This is a genomic window from Huintestinicola butyrica (genome assembly GCF_025567215.1).
In the GTDB taxonomy this organism is placed as follows: domain Bacteria; phylum Bacillota; class Clostridia; order Oscillospirales; family Ruminococcaceae; genus Huintestinicola; species Huintestinicola butyrica.
Genome location: NZ_JAOQKB010000004.1, coordinates 238579 through 251901 on the forward strand (window position 1 = coordinate 238579; position 13323 = coordinate 251901).

Here is a 13323-nt window from a genome sequence, read left to right on the forward strand (position 1 = left end):
TAGCCCTCCTTACGTATTAGTGCGTTACGACCTCGAAGCCCTTAACAGGCGAAACAAACCTGTAAATGATTACCTGGCACTCGCCGTCAGTGTCCTCAGCGTGCTCCTCCGCAGCTTCTCTCGCTTCTTCCTCGGTGTCAAATACTCCTACGACATCGTCAAATCCGTCGTATGTATCAATTACCTTATACATTGTCTTACCTCCCGAATGTGTGTCCGCTGCGGCCCATTGCTCCCAGCATTATCAGCTGCGCCTCGACCCTTGCCTTCTGTGGGTCATTGGGAAACTTCTTTCTGGCCGCTTTTAAGGCTTTGCGCTCCTGCTGCATCTGCTCGACGGCAGAAAGGCAGGTGCGCTTATTCTGGGTCCCCGATGTATGCTTGCGTCTGCTCATTTGATTTCCTCCTTGCTGTTGACATCTCAGTTGCCCAAGATGTATAATTTGACTAATGAATTACCGAAAAGGCACATTTTCTGTAGTTCAGACCCTCTTACGGAAAGGGGGTGTTTGCTTTCTTCTTTTTTGATAGCGATATTCTCATGCGAATTGAAACCCTGCATGAAGAAAGAATGTCTATTCCTCGTTCAACACATCTACAAATCCAAAAAGCTGTGCTGAATGCGGCAACACCGGACATTTAACGCTTATCCGCTCCCGTGGTGTGCCCTGCGGGGGCTTTGTTTTTGCCTTGACATCTGCCGCTTACTGCGGTATGATGTTTTCAATGAGCTTGCGTTCAAGGCACATTGCCGCAGGCTCAGACCCTCTTACGGAAAGGGGGTGTTTGCTTTCTTCTTTTTCTTTTTTGACTTTGATACCGTTGATCGCTGTGAATCTGATTGGCGTATCTCTGAACGCATCGAGAATATGCACGAGGACCTATCACGCTTCCGAATGCCAACTAACGATGCTATAAGAAAAGATATTTACCGCTCTGCTGCCTGTGGCAGTGTCCCCTCTAAAAACACTGCTTATGGCTTTGCCGATTAAACGGTTATCCGCTCCCGTGGTGTGCCCTGCGGGGGCTTTGCTTTTGCCTTGACATCTGCCGCTTACTGCGGTATGATGTTTTCAATGAGCTTGCGTTCAAGGCACATTGCCGCAGGCTCAGACCCTCTTATGGAAAGGGGGTGATAACATGACCAAGCCTACCAACGAACAGGAGCTTCTCAAAGCACTCGAAGCTATTCATAATACATTTGCCGAAAGCACTGATCAAATTGCAAGGCGTGATTCAGACGACCCTGTAACTCACGGCGAACTGTATAATGCTATGCACAGCATCAGCTTAGCTCTGCTTGATATAGGCACTGCCCTTGACAACTATTTCTACAACAAATAGTTTGTCTTAGCTTCCGCTCCCGTGGTGTGCCCTGCGGGGGCTTTACTTTTCTGTTTCCTCTTCCGATACCTTGATAAGGTCGTCGCTGTCGCAGGAAACAAATTCGCCGCTCATGCTCCTCAGCTCTTTTATAAGCCTGTCAAGCTCCTGCGCCTTCTCATTGATCTCCTGCACCTTTGCAAGCATTCCTTCACTGTCTATCTTTACTTTAAGATTTGCTATTGCCATTGATTTCATCTCCTTTATTTTCATCGCTGTGTTTTATCCCAGTGTTCCCAATAAGAGCCTTTACCAGAGCCGACTTTAATGTCGGCTTTTTCTAATGCCGCCATAATTCTTTCGATATCATGTTCGACATTGCGAAGCCTTTTGCCGATTTCACATAACTCGCCGAATATCCAGCAAGCTTTTCCGCCGAGTTCCTCTATTCTTTCAATAGCTCTGTACAGCCTTAAGAGTCTCTTCATTTCCGCTCCCCTCCTTCTCATATTTATCTGTCCTAATTTTCACCCAAATGCGGTGCTATACTGAAAATAGACATCATCTCTCTATTCCCAGCACCTGGGCGATGCAGTTTGCCATGCGCTCACTTTCACGTGCGCCGCACATAAACGCCTCTATTGTTCCTACAGTGTAGCCCGTGGCTTTTGAGAGGTCAGCGTACTTCCAGCCACGTATAGATAGCTGCTTCTTGACCTCGGCGATAAAAAGCTTGTAAATAATTATCACCTCTTTGCAAAAATGTAAATATTAAATTATTTTTGTTCGGAAAGCTTGACAAAAGTAAATAAAAGCGTTACTATATTGTTAGCGAAACAAATATAGTGTGTGCTTGGTAAACTTAACTGCAATTAAATTTACCTGTACTTCTTATTGCTTATGTGTTATGTTTTCCTCACAAACACATAATAGCACATAAAATCGTTACTGTCAATACAAAAGTCACGAGTTTATACACTTTTGTATTGCTGTACAATTTGGAGGTAACGAAAATGTGTACTTTGCACAAAATAATTGAATTATTGGACAATAAAGGTCTAAAACAAAAAGACCTTACTGACTTTCTTGGGCTAAGCAAAAATGCGTTTACCAACTGGAAAAACGGTAATAACAATTCATATATGAAACATCTTCCTAAGATAGCCGATTTCCTTGGCGTATCTGTTGATTATCTTGTAGGAAATGAAAACCAAAAAGAAGAGCAAAGTGACAACGAGAAGCTTTCCTTTGCTCTGTTTGGCACCGCCGATGTAGATGAAGAGGTTCTGAACGATGTCCGCAAATACGCCCAGATAGCCCGCAGAATGAGGGAAGAAGACAAGAAGAAAGAAGATTGATAAATGACAAGTTATGTTGAGCTCTGTGAGCTTGCAGAAGCCGATGATATTCTTATGATCGACGCTCCTCTTCAAAAATGCCCTTCAATGGCTATCAATGACTGCGGAGACTGCACAGTAATAATAGATCACGATCAGATTGCAGGTGTTGCAGATTTACTGACTGTGCTTGCCCACGAACTGGGGCACTGCGAGACCATGTCGTTTTATACCGAACACAGCCTTGAGCTTCGGGAACGTATGGAATATCGGGCCAATAAATGGGCAATAAAAAAACTCGCCCCGAAGGACGAGATGGTTACAGCAATGAAAAACGGAAATACAGAGATATGGCAGCTTGCTGAGTATTTCGGCATTACCGAGGATATGGTTAAGTTTGCTATGTGGGTGTATTTTGATAAACAAATTATATAATGAACAATGAGGTGATACTGATGTCAAGAAACAGCTACTCAAATCGCTCCAAAGGCGCAAAAATATTTACTGCCGAAGACAATTATACTGTATTCGACCTTGAAACAACAGGATTCAATCCTGCACGTTGTAAAATCATTGAAATATCAGCTTTAAAAGTAAGAAACAACACTGTAACAGATGTGTATTCAACTTTGATAAATCCTGAAATGCACATTCCGAGTGAAGCTACAAAGACTAATCATATAACAGATGAAATGGTAAAAAACGCACCAACCATCAAAGAAGAGTTTGATAAATTTCTCGACTTTATCGGAAACGATATTTTAATCGGACACAATATAGATTCATTCGATTATAATATCATCTACGATCTTCATATGGAATTAAAAGGCACTCCTTTTACCAATACATATATTGATACTTTTCATCTTTCCAAAAGATGTCTCCCTGAACTGGAGAACCATCGTCTTGAAACTATGGCAGATTATTTGGGGATAAACGTTGTTGAAGCTCACAGAGCTGAAAATGACTGCTACACTACCAACTGCTTATATCAGGCTTTGAAGCCATTGATTGACCTGAATAGCTCACGTACCGTTTTAATAAAGTCTGATAAATCTCAGAACCAATATGCAGAAGTAAAAAGTACCCCATTAGCGCAAAATCCGTTTTACGGGAAAAGCTGTATAGTGTATGGAGCTTTCAAAAAAATAGATACAGATAAAATCAAGAGCTTTCTTAACGCTTTGGGCGCAGAGTATATTGACTATTTTTGCTATTCTGCCGACTATCTGATACTTGGAACAGATATGCACAAAAAATATGCAAATCGCATAGCTGATGATTTGATAGACAGCATTGCAATCCGAACCAATGTGCGTGTTCTGTCCGAAAGTGATTTCATCACTTACTCCGAAGCACTTATTTCAATGAATTCAAACAGCTTAAATGTGTCTTTCTCGTATGATGTATCGGGTAAAACCGTTTGCCTTACAGGAAATTTTAAATGCGGAGAGCGTGCGGCTCTTGAAAACACCCTCATTGCAAATGGTGCCATAATCAAGGCAAATGTTATAAAAAAGTTGGATTATCTTATAATCGGCGCGCATGGAAGTGATGACTGGAAAGATGAAAAAGGCGCTAAACGAATAAAGGCAGAAGAATACAATAACAACGGCGGTAAAATAGCAATAATTGAAGAGAGTAACTTCATCACTGAAAAGGAGTAATATCATGGATCAGCTCACTTTTGATATGAATGACGGCGAAACATTGTCAGAAAATATAATTGACACACTTGACCATATTATTGAAGAAGTGTGTAAAAAACAAGATATCGACAAAAAATACATAAAAATTTACGGCTTGAACGAACATAAAAAGTCAAAAAAGCAAGTACAAGATAACAACAGTGATGAAACTGTAAAAAATGAATTAGAGAATGACTCTTCGCAAAATAAAAGCTACAGCGTTTGGATATTGGAGCCCTTGATGCTTGAAGCTGAATTCAAAGAAGTTAAAAGCGACAGATGTTTCAAGCTTACTCGCATAAACAATTCTAAATCAAGCCGAATAGAAGTTGAATACCTTTATCAGCGCAAGGACTGCATAAAAAAACCTGAAGATGCAGTTGAAAGAATATACAATGTATCAACAAAAGATAAGAAAACGGGTGAAAAGTTTACCAGAAAGCTTTTATGCCATAAATTTGATGTAAACAGCACTACGCTTATTCCATATCTTACAGAGTTAATTGACTTTACATTAAAGAATTATCAACCTTCCGACAAATTCGGCTGCTGCAGCAAATATATTGCTTGCTCCGATGCGCTGAAATGTCTGCACTCAAACAACTTTTACGCCCGCTGCTGCCAGTATCGCAAGAACCTTGAGGCTGGCAGGATTTTTTACGGGAAGAACAAGAATAATGGATAAAAAAATCCCCCGAACCATACGGAACGGGGGAAAATCATATTTACTGAGAGATTTTAACCATAAGAGCATCCTGCAGGGTCTGCGAGAAGTTGATGCCTTTTTCAATGGCTGCATCGTTTAGCCATTCAGGAATTGTCAAGGTCTTTTTAACAGCCTTTGCCCTCTTAAAATATGCTGAGAGGTCAATATCAACAAGCGAAGCAAAGCAACCATTTTCGATAGAAAGCTTTGATATTTCGCTTGGTGCTGGCATTTCTTCCTTGTTTTCAATCAAGGATATTGCATATGCCTCCAATGCTTCCCTTGCGTTGTCAAGTGTTTCTGTGAGAGAAGAACCAAATGACTGGCAACCTGGAAGATCTGGAAACTCAACCCAGTATGCGTTATCTTCAAAATGGAACACTGCGGGATAAATCATTTTCATATAAACAGCTCCTTGTATATATTTGAGGAGTGAGGGGCTTATTTCAGCCCCGTCCTCTTTAGTATTGCGTTTAACAGTCCTGTCGGAACGTCCTGACCATGAATTGGTATAACCTCTGTCATGCCGTCCTTTTTAAGAACGTGATGACTTCCTTTTACTCTGTCAAGCTTCCAACCGTTCTGCATCAGCAGTTTCAGAAGGTCTTTATCTTTCATTATTATGTCCTCCTTACATTATATATTATAACACGTATGCACGTATTTGTCAAGTGCTTTTCGGAAAAAAGTTTTGAAAAATCAAAGTTTTTTTCGGGAAAACACCCGATAAGAAACCGAGCCGCTCCCTCTGTATTTTTCGGTGGGTGACGGCATTGCAGTCAACTGCAAAAGGAGGGTTAAAAATGGCACGAGCCAAGAACACTAAGCGCTCCGACGGACGATTGCAGTCAAAAGTCTATCTCGGAGACGGCAAATATAAATACGTATATGCTGACACACAGCGTGAGCTTGACCGCAAGGTACAGGAGGTCAAGCTGAAAATCGGCAAGGGCATTGATGTTTCGGCAGAACGGGACACCTTTGGCGAATGGGCTGAACGCTGGTTACGCAAGAAAAAAGGAAAGATTTCCGAGGGAAGATATCAGACATATGCAATTAGGGTAAAAAAGATGGACGATATCAGCAATATTCCAATTTCGGAACTGTCTGTATCTGACTGTCAGGATATCATTGATAAATATACCGCCGATGGAGCAGCGCATAAGACATTAAAAGAATATAAGTCGGTAATGTCTCAGATTTGCCAATATGCTATTGTAAATCGTGTAATGGACTTTAACCCTGTTCAGGGCATCGAACTGCCCCCTGAATATATTCACGATGAGGATAAGGAACCACGAAGAGCATTGACTGAGGAAGAACAAAAGTGGATAATTGCCCCGACAAATCATCGGGCACATACGGCTGCAATGATAATGCTGTTTGCAGGTCTCCGACGTGGTGAGCTTCTTGCTCTGAACTGGACCGATATCAATATCCCCAAGCGCACGATCACCGTAAACAAAGCAGTGGCAATGGAAAAGGATATTCCCAGAATAAAGCCGTGCACAAAAACTAAGTCAGGTATGCGCACTGTGAATATTCCGCCTATACTTGCAGAATACCTTAGGGATCAGCGGAGCAAAGCAAAGACAATGCTTGTCTGTCCGAACACAAAAGGCAGTCTTATGTCTGGCAGCTCCTGGCGTAAACTGTGGAACAGTTATCTTAAAGAATTGAATTTCAGATTTGGAGACTTTGACGGCATATTGATAACTGACAGCAAGGGCAGTCTTAAGGAATTTAAGAAACCCCAAAGCCTGAATGCGCCTGAAAAAATTCCGATGGTCATTCCGCAGATAACAGCACATTGGCTGAGACATACATTTATTACAAATATGTACCTTGCAGGCGTTGATGTTATGACTGCCAAGGAACAGGCAGGACACGCAGATATTACAACAACAATGGAAATATATACTCATTTGAACGCCGAGCATAAAGAAGAGCAGATGGACAAGCTGAATGATTATTATAATAGGCTATGGGTGTCAGATGGGTGTCAAAAGTGTAATTGATGTGTCAACTATTCACGCTATTAAGGGAAAAAATAAGCTATATGCAAATTCGTTCGGGACGAAGAGGCCGTGGGTTCGAGTCCCGTCACCTCGACCAATAAAAGAGGCTGTTGCAGCAAACGCTGCGGCAGCCTCTTTTATATTTATGAGCTGTTTTATCGTTGACATTTCACTTAAGGAAATACCGCAGGTAAAAAGAGAAAGGTTACGGTTTATCATTGAGCTTATGCGTGCAGGATTTACGGAGAGCACAAAGGTCAATATGATATCCGCCACCAGCAGTACCCGCACTGCAATGAATGCAATATCCGTCCTGCTCCTGCGTGACGGTGCAGACGTTGTTTTTATCGCCCCGCCCAGCATTTCGGAAGTTATCTTACTTTTCGCCATTTGTGACACCCCATCGTTTTTAATTCAGATATCAACATATCAAATTTGTACCATTCTCAAAAGCAACAAGTTAAGATCAACACATCAATTTCCCAAAATCAAGTATTATCCTGAAATTTATGTGATACTAATCCTCAATCAACCTATAGACAACTTCTCGGCTGAAATAAGCCCATTCTTCGTCAAGCTCCCTTGCCGGGCGACAAGCCCGCCTGCAGTCGCTTTCCCAGATTGGTCTTATTTCATCTGTCGGCTTTGTCTATAGAACGATTAAAGATTAGTATGAATTATACAAATATAATTTGACAGATATGATATTTGAACCTTTATGCCCGATACTGCTCAAAGCATTAAATCAAGTTCAGATACAATGATCCCCGTCCAAATATACACCTGAACGGGGATTTTGATACTATTATACTCAGTTTCTGCGCCTGTTTGGTTTCAGGCTCTTCTCAGCATACATTCTTTCATCGGACTGCTTCAGCATGGCATCGAAATCAAAATCAATGCGTGTGCTGCACATTCCTATGCTGGCAGTTATGGGGTAAGGTTTTACATGATCCTTGTTAAGACAGGCAAGGAAGTTCTCAACGTGCCGCCTTATAATGCCCTCCGCTCCATCGCCGACATTATCGGCAGCGGCAGTAACGGCGCATACCACAAACTCATCGCCGCCGAAGCGTCCGCATATCTTATTTTCAATAGGGATACTGCGTATAGCATCTGCCACGGAGCTTATGGCAAAGTCGCCCTCGTCATGGCCGTAATGGTCGTTGATGTTTTTAAGTCCGTCAAGGTCAATGGAGGCAACGGTAAAATTCCTGCCCGCATTCTTCCTCTGGAGCCACGAAAGCTGCTTATAGAAGCCGTTTCTGTTGTAAATTCCTGTAAGATAATCGTTTTCGGATATCTTTTCAATGCTCTTTGCCGTGTATTTCAGGTGCATGGCATTTCGGTATCCGCTGAGAGCGTTGTTGAGAGCATACACATACTGGGGTATCATGCAGTAGCCGTTAACATCAGCCGTGAAATGTACGCACATATATCCCATAGGAATGCCATATGAGCTGATCACATTGAACACAACAGGATTTTTAAGGGTCATAACATAGTCGATGTCAATAAGAACATCTTTGCGCATGATGTTCATGGGATATTTTTTTGAATCATCATCTGATTTATAGAGAATGCACATCTCATCGTCAAAGCCGTTCCATTTTTCCTCCAGTGGATTAAGTGCCTCATTCCAGAAGCTCTGATTTACCATAATACAGATGTTGTAGAAATTATATCCCTTGAGATCTTCCACAATGCAGTCTGCACTGTCTCCCGTAACTATTTCCTGTGCCAGTTCGCACAGAAGAGCATTGTCGTCCTGATACTTGCAAAATCTTTCCCGAACAGTTTTAAGAGTGTTGCCCACATTATAAGGAGGGCGGTCAGGATCGCAGCCGCAGGAATTATATACATCAAGAACAAAATCCACATAGTTATCATGAAGAACTTTCCCGCCTGCAAACACCTTTTCAAGAGCGTCGGCAATGGCTTTTGCCGTGTCGGAATAGCTGCACCTGCAGGTGGTTATGGGCGGAATGCATTGTTTTGCTTCTTCAGTGCCGTCAAAGCCCACCACAGCCACATCATCAGGAACTTTATATCCATGCCGGTTCAATACCGCACAGGCAGTTATCGCCATCATATCATTGGCGCAGATTATAGCCTTGGGCACACGGTTCTCGGCGACCATATCCTCAACAGCCTTCTGCGCAGGGCCTGACCAATAATCGCCGTAGCTCAGCATATTGTCATTAAAGGGCAGACCATTTTCTGCAAGCACCTTTTTATATACCGCAATACGCTGCTCGGAATGTTCCTCACCTTTAAGTCCCGCTATCATCGCCGTATCGGTTATGCCGTGATATTCGATGATATGGCGCACTGCCTGTTCAAAGCCCGCCTCATAGTCGAAAATAAAGCTGGTGCATTTCTCTGACCTGTTGCCCAGAATAAAAACAGGCACATTGTGAGCCTCAGCGCCCATACGCAGTTCATCGACGATGGAAGTGTCCCTGAAAGCCTCGCTGAATATCACCACAGCATCTGCAATATTATAATCTATCAGGGAATAGACCTTTTTCTCAGCGTTTTCGAACCTGTTGTTGCGATAAAAATCAGTGCAGGCGTTATATACAAAAAGCCGATAATCCTTGGCAACAAGAGCCTTATTAAGTTCAGCCACTTTGGCAGTGGTTTCATCATTGCTAAGTCTGGTAAGACATAACGCAATTATTTTCCGCCCTTTGAACATCTTACATCAAACCTTTCGGATATGGTTATATCATTTTATATTTTAACACAAGCCAGCGAAAATTTCAATAGTTTTCCCAAAATTGCAATATCATCGCAAAACATTTTTGTGCGCCATGACATACTTTAATATTGACAACCACATTATAAAATGCTATTATTATCATACCAAAAGATATTAACCAAGGAATGATATACGTGCATATGAAAAAATTACTGCCGCCCGTAATGGCGGCACTGCTGCTGGCTTCCTGCGGCAATAATACTCTCGGCACTTCCGAAGGTGCGGTTTCCCAGGAAGTAACCGTTACCCTTGGCACCTCCGATACCGTGCAGACATCGGAAGCTGCCACAGTCACGGAGGAAGTCACCGAGCAGACGACAACAATGCCCCAGCTTGAATTTGAGGACACTCCCCAGAACGCCTACACCCGCCTTACCATGTCCTTCCAATCCACAGGCAAGACAGTTTATCCCGATGATTACGGCGGAGTTTACAGCTACGGCAAGAATCTTTTTGTTGCCATCACCGAAAAGGAGCCGTCGGAGTATTACACAAGCCTGCTGTCTGAATACACCTGCGTCCGCTACCAGACAGTAGCTCACTCAATGAATGAGCTTACCGCCATCGGTGAAAAGGCAAAGGAAGTCCTTGACCCGGATTTCGGCGTAAAGGAAGTTTTCATTGATGTTCCCAACAACAGGGCAGCGGTGTCAATCACAAACGGCGACCCCCGTTCCGCACAGGATTACATCAAGACACTCGAAGATGTGGGCTTCACCCTCAACGAAGTGGAAATAAGCATGGCCGATACGGAAGAATAAAAAAACAGCTGCCGCACACAAAGTACGGCAGCTGTTTCATTGTCTGCAAATCCGAAAAATTATTCCTCGGTCTTTTCTTCAGCGGTATCGTCAGCAGCTTCGGAAGCAGCTGCAACGTCCGAATCATCAGCACCGTCAAGAGCCTCAAGCTCCTCAACGTCGCTGCTTACATCGTCAGCGTCATCGCAGTCGTCCTTTTCGGAGCATGAGCGGCAGTCACAGCCGTCATCATCGCCGAAATAGATCTCGTCATCATCATCAAAGCTGTAGTCATACTGTTCCAGCTCCTCACGCTTCTTAACGGCGTAAACAGCGGCAGCAGCACCTGCAGCGGCAGCGATCATAGTAAGCAGAGCAACACCGAATGCACCCTTCATAAATATCAGCTCCTTATTTTTTCACAAAGTTATACGAAGTTTTGACTGATGAAAACTTCCCTGTGACATTATTATAACACACTTAATTATGAATTACAATAGTATAATTCAAATTTTCTCCAAATTCACACATTTCACAGGACAGATATTTGGAGAATATTTATAGTACGTCATAAGCCAGCCCAAATTTCGAACCGGTTTTCAGGCATATTTTACGCAGATACTATAATAATTAACACAAAATCTGCCGAATTGTGGCTTTTGCCTCTTGATTTTTGGCACAAATGGTGCTAAAATATTATCGGTATCATCGTTAGATGTAAAAATTGATATAGGTAAGGTGTTATTATGTTAGTTTTAGTAGTTAACGCAGGCAGCTCCTCTCTTAAATACCAGCTCCTGAACATGGACGACGAAAGCGTTCTTGCAAAGGGCAACTGTGACAGAATCGGTATCGACGGTCACATCTCCCACAAGACTGCTGACGGCAGAAAGGTTGACGAGGACTGCAGCTTCCCCACACATACAGAGGCTTTTGAAAAGCTGGTCGAGGTCCTTACCTCCGGCGATGGCAAGGTCATCGACTCCATGAGCGAGATCAAGGCAGTAGGCCACAGAATCGTGCAGGGCGCTGAGGTATTCAGCGAGACAACTCTCGTTACCGATGAGGTAATCGACAAGATCGACGGTCTGGCAGAGCTGGCTCCCGTTCACAACCACCCCCACGCACTTGCTCTGAGAGCCTGCAAGAAGGTAATCCCCGCAGACTGTCCTCAGGTAGTTGTATTCGATACAGCATTCCACCAGACAATGCCCGAAAAGGCTTATATGTTCGGTCTCCCCTACGAGTGCTATGAAAAGCTCCACGTAAGAAAGTACGGCTTCCACGGTACTTCCCATCGCTTCGTAACAGCAGCTCTTGCTGAGGCTATGGGCAAGGACCTGAAGGATCTTAAAATAGTTTCCTGCCACCTTGGCAACGGTTCCTCCATCACAGCAGTTCAGGGCGGCAAGTCCATTGATACCACTATGGGCTTCACTCCTCTTGACGGCGTTCTCATGGGCACAAGAAGCGGCTCCGTTGACCCCTCCGCTGTTGAGTTCGTTCAGAAGAAGCTTGGTCTCACCGCTGACCAGATGAGCGATTACCTCAACAAGAAGTCCGGCTTCCTCGGCATTTCCGGTATCTCCAGCGATAACAGAGACATTGCCGCTGCCGCAGCTAAGGGCGATAAGAGAGCTCAGCTGGCAGGCGATATGCTCCGCTACGAGATCAAGAAGTACATCGGCGGATTTGCTGCTGCTATGAACGGTCTTGACGCTATCATCTTCACAGGCGGTATCGGTGAGAACGCTCCCGAGGTAAGAAGAGACGTTTGCGCAGATATGGACTTCTTCGGAATCAAGCTTGACAACGCTAAGAACGACGAGATCAAGGGCAAGCTCTGCAAGATCTCCGCTCCCGATTCCAAGGTAGAGGTTTGGGTAGTTCCCACCAATGAGGAGCTTCTCATTGCAAGAGATACTCTGGCACTTATCTCCAAGTAATAAAAGCTTAAAATACGAAAAGCCGACAGTATCTGTCGGCTTTTGTTTTAAAAGGAGACAAAAATGGATAGCGAAAGACTTAAAAAGCAGCTGGATTTTCTTATCGAAGCCGATAAGATGAAAAGCCTTTACAGGCAGACATATATCATAAGCAACGAGAGCCGAGGTGCTTCAATGCGTGAGTTTGAGGGCGAGGAGCAGAAGTACAAACGCCGTGAGAACGATGCGGAGCATTCATTTCATCTTGCCCTGTTCGTGATAATGCTTGCCGAGTACGCAAACGAGCCTATAGACGTGCTTAAAGCTGTGAAAACCGTTCTTATCCACGACATTGTGGAGATAGACGCAGGCGACACATATTTCTTTGACGACAAGGGCTATGAGACCAAGCGTGACCGTGAAACAAGGGCCGCCGACCGTCTGTTCGGTCTGCTTCCAAATGAGCAGCGTGACGAATACCGCACCCTGTGGGAAGAATTTGAAGCGGGCAGCACACCGGAAGCACGCTTTGCCTCCTCCGTTGACCGTATGCAGCCCATGCTGCTGAACTATCTCAAGGACGGCATAAGCTGGCGTGAGCATAACGTAAGCTATGAGCAGGTCAAGGAGCGTGGAAAGTGCATAAAGGGCGGCTCCGAAAAGCTTTGGGAGCATATGGACGCTCTTTTTGATGATGTACATAACAAGGGTCTGCTGAAATAATATACTGATAGATTGTCAAGTCAAGTGCAACAAAATCAGAGAAAAAATTTTTTGAGCACCTCAAAGGGAGTAAGGAAATTGAGACGTTTTCTCGGACGA

20 protein-coding genes are annotated in these 13323 nt (G+C 43.7%); 9 read left to right on the forward strand and 11 right to left on the reverse strand.

What is annotated here, in order from left to right; genetic code table 11:
• Positions 1 to 16: 16 nt before the first annotated feature.
• The 3 genes from OCV68_RS06730 to OCV68_RS06740 form a co-directional block, all read right to left on the reverse strand.
• Positions 17 to 193 carry a hypothetical protein gene (locus OCV68_RS06730; RefSeq protein WP_262571649.1) on the reverse strand — a complete coding sequence of 59 codons (177 nt, stop codon included), beginning with the start codon at positions 191 to 193 and terminating at the stop codon, positions 17 to 19.
• A 4-nt stretch (positions 194 to 197) separates the two neighbouring features.
• Entirely contained in the window at positions 198 to 395 is a 198-nt protein-coding gene (locus OCV68_RS06735) for a hypothetical protein (protein WP_262571650.1), read from the reverse strand.
• A gap of 309 nt (positions 396 to 704) precedes the next feature.
• A complete protein-coding gene (locus tag OCV68_RS06740; RefSeq protein WP_262571652.1) occupies positions 705 to 875 on the reverse strand; it encodes a hypothetical protein in 171 nt (56 codons plus the stop codon).
• 265 nt (positions 876 to 1140) lie between these two features.
• On the opposite strand from OCV68_RS06740, the gene OCV68_RS06745 reads away from it, so the two are divergent.
• On the forward strand, positions 1141 to 1344 hold the full coding sequence (locus OCV68_RS06745) for a hypothetical protein (protein WP_262571654.1): 204 nt from the start codon (positions 1141 to 1143) through the stop codon (positions 1342 to 1344).
• A gap of 42 nt (positions 1345 to 1386) precedes the next feature.
• Here OCV68_RS06745 and OCV68_RS06750 read toward each other — a convergent pair whose 3' ends face one another.
• The 3 genes from OCV68_RS06750 to OCV68_RS06760 form a co-directional block, all read right to left on the reverse strand.
• On the reverse strand, positions 1387 to 1572 hold the full coding sequence (locus OCV68_RS06750; RefSeq protein ID WP_262571656.1) for a hypothetical protein: 186 nt from the start codon (positions 1570 to 1572) through the stop codon (positions 1387 to 1389).
• Positions 1573 to 1592: 20 nt separating this feature from the next.
• Positions 1593 to 1811 (reverse strand): hypothetical protein, encoded by a 219-nt coding sequence (locus tag OCV68_RS06755; protein WP_262571658.1) that lies wholly within the window; start codon positions 1809 to 1811, stop codon positions 1593 to 1595.
• Between the two features lie 73 nt (positions 1812 to 1884).
• Positions 1885 to 2073 carry a hypothetical protein gene (locus OCV68_RS06760; protein WP_147623228.1) on the reverse strand — a complete coding sequence of 63 codons (189 nt, stop codon included), beginning with the start codon at positions 2071 to 2073 and terminating at the stop codon, positions 1885 to 1887.
• Positions 2074 to 2336: 263 nt separating this feature from the next.
• Between OCV68_RS06760 and OCV68_RS14740 the strand changes: the two genes are divergently transcribed.
• Genes OCV68_RS14740 through OCV68_RS06780 form a run of 4 tightly spaced genes read left to right on the forward strand, consistent with a single transcriptional unit; the run spans position 2337 to position 5033 of the window.
• A complete protein-coding gene (locus tag OCV68_RS14740; RefSeq protein ID WP_394803498.1) occupies positions 2337 to 2681 on the forward strand; it encodes a helix-turn-helix domain-containing protein in 345 nt (114 codons plus the stop codon).
• Positions 2682 to 2684: 3 nt separating this feature from the next.
• Complete coding sequence (locus OCV68_RS06770) at positions 2685 to 3095, forward strand: ImmA/IrrE family metallo-endopeptidase (RefSeq protein ID WP_262571663.1); 411 nt, start codon at positions 2685 to 2687, stop codon at positions 3093 to 3095.
• A 20-nt stretch (positions 3096 to 3115) separates the two neighbouring features.
• The gene (locus OCV68_RS06775; RefSeq protein ID WP_262571665.1) at positions 3116 to 4327 is read left to right on the forward strand and encodes an exonuclease domain-containing protein; all 1212 of its coding nucleotides are present in this window, start codon (positions 3116 to 3118) and stop codon (positions 4325 to 4327) included.
• Positions 4328 to 4331: 4 nt separating this feature from the next.
• Positions 4332 to 5033, forward strand: a complete 702-nt coding sequence (locus OCV68_RS06780) for a hypothetical protein (RefSeq protein WP_262571667.1) — start codon at positions 4332 to 4334, stop codon at positions 5031 to 5033.
• 40 nt (positions 5034 to 5073) lie between these two features.
• On the opposite strand, the gene OCV68_RS06785 is transcribed toward OCV68_RS06780, so the two are convergent.
• Positions 5074 to 5457, reverse strand: coding sequence for a type II toxin-antitoxin system HicB family antitoxin (locus OCV68_RS06785; protein ID WP_262571669.1), 384 nt, complete (start codon positions 5455 to 5457; stop codon positions 5074 to 5076).
• A 38-nt stretch (positions 5458 to 5495) separates the two neighbouring features.
• Entirely contained in the window at positions 5496 to 5672 is a 177-nt protein-coding gene (locus OCV68_RS06790) for a type II toxin-antitoxin system HicA family toxin (protein ID WP_262571671.1), read from the reverse strand.
• A 185-nt stretch (positions 5673 to 5857) separates the two neighbouring features.
• Here OCV68_RS06790 and OCV68_RS06795 point away from each other — a divergent pair, with 185 nt between their 5' ends.
• Complete coding sequence (locus OCV68_RS06795) at positions 5858 to 7072, forward strand: tyrosine-type recombinase/integrase (protein WP_262571673.1); 1215 nt, start codon at positions 5858 to 5860, stop codon at positions 7070 to 7072.
• A 12-nt stretch (positions 7073 to 7084) separates the two neighbouring features.
• Here OCV68_RS06795 and OCV68_RS06800 read toward each other — a convergent pair whose 3' ends face one another.
• Together OCV68_RS06800 and OCV68_RS06805 are read right to left on the reverse strand one after the other, a co-directional pair.
• Positions 7085 to 7462 carry a hypothetical protein gene (locus OCV68_RS06800; protein ID WP_262571675.1) on the reverse strand — a complete coding sequence of 126 codons (378 nt, stop codon included), beginning with the start codon at positions 7460 to 7462 and terminating at the stop codon, positions 7085 to 7087.
• 421 nt (positions 7463 to 7883) lie between these two features.
• Complete coding sequence (locus tag OCV68_RS06805; RefSeq protein WP_262571677.1) at positions 7884 to 9773, reverse strand: substrate-binding and GGDEF domain-containing protein; 1890 nt, start codon at positions 9771 to 9773, stop codon at positions 7884 to 7886.
• A gap of 203 nt (positions 9774 to 9976) precedes the next feature.
• Between OCV68_RS06805 and OCV68_RS06810 the strand changes: the two genes are divergently transcribed.
• Complete coding sequence (locus OCV68_RS06810; RefSeq protein WP_262571679.1) at positions 9977 to 10597, forward strand: alkaline phosphatase family protein; 621 nt, start codon at positions 9977 to 9979, stop codon at positions 10595 to 10597.
• Between the two features lie 59 nt (positions 10598 to 10656).
• Here OCV68_RS06810 and OCV68_RS06815 read toward each other — a convergent pair whose 3' ends face one another.
• Entirely contained in the window at positions 10657 to 10974 is a 318-nt protein-coding gene (locus tag OCV68_RS06815; RefSeq protein ID WP_262571681.1) for a hypothetical protein, read from the reverse strand.
• Positions 10975 to 11322: 348 nt separating this feature from the next.
• Between OCV68_RS06815 and OCV68_RS06820 the strand changes: the two genes are divergently transcribed.
• Both OCV68_RS06820 and OCV68_RS06825 read left to right on the forward strand, forming a co-directional pair.
• Positions 11323 to 12522, forward strand: a complete 1200-nt coding sequence (locus tag OCV68_RS06820) for an acetate/propionate family kinase (RefSeq protein WP_262571683.1) — start codon at positions 11323 to 11325, stop codon at positions 12520 to 12522.
• A gap of 63 nt (positions 12523 to 12585) precedes the next feature.
• Positions 12586 to 13224: an HD domain-containing protein gene (locus OCV68_RS06825; RefSeq protein ID WP_262571685.1), complete on the forward strand. Its 639-nt coding sequence runs from the start codon at positions 12586 to 12588 to the stop codon at positions 13222 to 13224.
• The last annotated feature ends 99 nt before the right edge of the window (positions 13225 to 13323 follow it).